The 3,703-nt window shown below is 35.1% G+C and carries 4 protein-coding genes; all 4 read left to right on the top strand.

All coding sequences use genetic code 11. The features are described from left to right. Positions 1-807, top strand: an 807-nt coding sequence (locus ACTTG8_RS09940; RefSeq protein ID WP_442561950.1) for a glycogen/starch/alpha-glucan phosphorylase, incomplete at its 5' end; no start/stop codon positions are given. Positions 808-933: 126 nt separating this feature from the next. Next, positions 934-2,472 (top strand): 4-alpha-glucanotransferase, encoded by a 1,539-nt coding sequence (gene malQ, locus ACTTG8_RS09935; RefSeq protein WP_442561949.1) that lies wholly within the window; start codon positions 934-936, stop codon positions 2,470-2,472. Further along, positions 2,469-2,690, top strand: a complete 222-nt coding sequence (locus ACTTG8_RS09930) for a hypothetical protein (protein ID WP_442561948.1) — start codon at positions 2,469-2,471, stop codon at positions 2,688-2,690. The genes malQ and ACTTG8_RS09930 overlap by 4 nt, the downstream gene beginning before the upstream one ends. 258 nt (positions 2,691-2,948) lie before the next feature. Then, a partial coding sequence (locus ACTTG8_RS09925; protein WP_442561947.1) for an Rpn family recombination-promoting nuclease/putative transposase occupies positions 2,949-3,703 on the top strand: 755 nt, incomplete at its 3' end.

The following is a 3,703-nucleotide window of genomic DNA, read 5'->3' as shown; positions in this document are numbered from 1 at the left end:
GTATTTGATGTACAGGTTAAGCGTCTTCATGAGTATAAGCGTCAGCAGATGAATGCTCTCTACATCATTCATAAATATTTGGAGATTAAGGCAGGTAAGAAGCCTGAAACTCCTGTTACCTGTATTTTCGGTGCAAAGGCTGCTCCTGCTTATGTAATAGCTAAGGATATTATACATCTCATCCTTGTACTTCAGGAAATTATAAATAAAGACCCTGAGGTTAGTCCATATCTTAAGGTGCTTATGGTAACTAACTATAATGTAAGCTATGCAGAGAAGATAATTCCTGCCTGCGATATATCCGAGCAGATTTCCCTTGCATCTAAAGAGGCAAGCGGTACTTCAAACATGAAGTTCATGCTTAACGGGGCTATTACCCTTGGTACGGATGACGGTGCAAATGTGGAAATACATGATTTTGTCGGTGATGAGAATATCTACATCTTCGGAGCAAAGTCTGATGAGGTAATTAAGCATTATGAAAAAGCTGACTATGTATCTCGTGACATTTATAATAAATCAAAGGTAGTTAAAGATGCAGTAGATTTTATTGTAAGTGACAAGGCTATGCAGGTTGGTAATAGAGAAAATCTTGAAAGACTTTACAATGATATTGTAAACAAGGATTGGTTTATGGCACTTCTTGATCTTGAAGACTATATTGCCAAGAAAGATGAAATTCTTAAAGATTATGCAGATAGAGAAAAATGGAAGAGAATGGTAGCAGTAAATATGGCTAACGCAGGTTTCTTCTCGTCTGACAGAACAATAGAAGAGTATAACAAAGATATTTGGAAACTTAGATAGTATCCGATAAATGCTATTACACAGGTGTCAAATTTGGATTATTTTTTATGGGACTGCCTGTAAAAAGAGGTTCATTTTTGGCACTTGTTATATACATTGCATGATACATCGGAGAAAGGACAATTTATGAGGAATTGTGGCGTACTTTTACCAGTCAGTTCATTGCCATCAGAATACGGAATAGGATGCTTTTCAAAAGAGGCTTATGGGTTTGTAGACAAACTTTCAGAGGCAGGGCAGGGATATTGGCAGATACTGCCGCTCGGACCAACAAGCTATGGTGACAGCCCTTATCAGTCATTTTCTACCTATGCAGGTAATCCTTATTTCGTAGACCTTGAAGAACTTATGAAACTTGGACTGATATCAGAGGCAGAACTAAAAAAGTTCAATTTTGGCAAGAATTCTAAAAAGGTTGATTACGAAAAAATATACAATTCAAGATTTAAGGCACTTAAGATAGCTTTTGACAATGCTAAAAACCTTATGAAAACCGGTAAGTTTAAGGTTGAAAATTCTGAAACTTTTGATGAGTTTAAGAAGACAAACAGTCTTTGGTTAGAGAACTATTCACTTTTTATGGCTATTAAAGATTCCTTGAAGGGAGTGTCGTGGAGTGAATGGGAGGAAGGACTTAGACTTCGTAAACCTGAGACGCTTGAAAAGTACAAAGAAAAACTTGCTGATGAAATAGAATTCTATTCATTTATTCAGTGGATGTTTGATATACAGTGGAAGAAACTTAAGAAGTATGCAAATGCAAAAGGTATTAAGATAATTGGTGATGTGCCTATTTATGTGGCATTTGATTCTGCTGATGCTTGGGCTAATCCTGAACTGTTTCAGTTTGATGAGAATTTTGTTCCGACAGCAGTTGCAGGTTGCCCACCTGATGCTTTTTCTGCTACCGGTCAGCTTTGGGGCAATCCGCTTTATGACTGGGACTACCATAAGAAAACAGATTACGAGTGGTGGATGAAGAGAATGGCAAGAGCTTTCGAACTCTATGATACAGTTAGAATAGACCATTTCAGAGGATTTGATACATATTATTCCATTCCTTACGGAAGAAAAGATGCTGTTGTAGGAAAATGGAAGAAGGGGGCAGGCTATGCTCTCTTTGCGAGAATGAAGGAAGTGCTTGGTGATGTAGATGTAATAGCTGAAGACTTAGGTTATCTTACACCTTCTGTAATAAATCTTGTAAAACGCACAGGTTATCCGGGTATGAAAGTTATCCACTTTGCTTTTTATGGTGGAGCTGAAACTACCTATCTGCCACATAATCATGTTGTTAATTCAGTTGTGTATACGGGAACTCATGATAATGAGACAACCCTTGGCTGGTATCGTGGTTTAGATAAAAAGGTAAAGAAATTTGCAAATGAGTACCTTAATATACATACCGAGGATGAGAAGGAGATTGTATGGGAGGTTATTCGAAATGCTTATATGAGTGTGGGAAATCTCACAATAATTCCTATGCAGGATTTCCTCTGTATTGATAATGAGGCAAGAATCAATACTCCATCAACTCTTGGTGGTAACTGGGAGTGGAGAATGGGGAAGAAGGATTTTACAACAAAACTTGCTAAAAAGATGAAAAACCTTGCAGAGATTTACGGTAGGGCAGCAGTAAGAGGTGAGGATAAGGAGGAGGCATGAATCCATTTACCTTATTAAAATACAAATCACAGCTTGAGAAAAATCATCCAAAAGCTGCTGAATTTGTAAAAAGAGTAATAATGCCGGGCTTGCCGGAAGGGACAGTAGTTGAAGTTTCCATAACTAAGCCGAATGAGGAAACCAAGACTTCTAATATCAAAGTTACCAAAGAAGATATTGATATGTTTGATGAGGTAAGAAAGACTAAAGGCAAGTAGGATAAAAAATATGTGATTTAATATCTTTTTAGATAATATTTCTTTTAATAGCACAAATTTTCTTGAAAAAATTGAAAATTTGTGCTATTATTATATTGTTGTTTGATTTAATTTTTAATTGACTAATTCTTAGATTTCATTTTCGAAATCAAATTTCAGCAAAATTATTTGGAGTAAGTATAAAGACATGGTTTATTTGCTATATCGAGGTATCTTGAAATATAAGGTGTATTGTATAATTTACTAGAAAGGAGTAGAATGAAAGAAAAAGATATAGTTGAGAAAAATTTATTAAGCTACAATGATGTGTTTGCAGATGTGATAAATGGAGCAATTTTTGAAGGTAAAAATGTGGTAAAGAATGATGACTTATCAGATGCAACATTAATCACTCAGTTCAAGGATGATGAAAATTTACATCATGAGCAGATGAGAGATGTGGCTAAGCTATGGAAGAGAAGTGGAATAATTTTTTCTTTTATTGGTATTGAAAATCAGACAGTTCCGGACAAGGATATGATACTTAGAGTAATTTCTTATGATGGAGCAACTTATAAAAGTCAGCTTGGAAATGAACATATTTATCCTGTGATTACGATAGTTATATACTGGGGAAAAACTGAATGGAAGGCAGCTACCAGCTTAAAAGAAAGGCTTAATTGTCCTAAAGAATTGATGAATATGATTTCAGATTATAAGTTTAAACTGATTGACATGGTAAGATTGTCAGATAAAAATATTAAGCAGTTCAAGGATGATTTTCAGTTTATTGCAGGAATTTTAGCAAAACAGAAATTTTATAGGCCTGAAAAGCTAGATATAAAACATCCGGAAGCGGTTTTAGATTTGCTTGATACATTGCTAGGTGATGAGAGATTCATGAAAATAAAACAAGAAATTGTGCAAATGAAGAAGGAAGGGAGAGAGATAAATATGTGCGAATTTTTAGATGAAATTGAAAATCGTGGCATAGAAAAAGGCATAGAAAAAGGTATAGAAAAGGGTATAGAAAA

The sequence above is a fragment of the Catonella sp. genome (genome assembly GCF_052173895.1).
Lineage (GTDB): Bacteria > Bacillota > Clostridia > Lachnospirales > Lachnospiraceae > Catonella.
This window is presented reverse-complemented; position numbering and strand designations above follow the sequence as displayed.

Coding starts and splice junctions, on each gene's coding strand:
- ACTTG8_RS09930 (WP_442561948.1), top strand. CDS start 2,469: ATGAATCCATTTACCTTATTAAAATACAAATCACAGCTTGAGAAAAAT.
- malQ (WP_442561949.1), top strand. CDS start 934: ATGAGGAATTGTGGCGTACTTTTACCAGTCAGTTCATTGCCATCAGAA.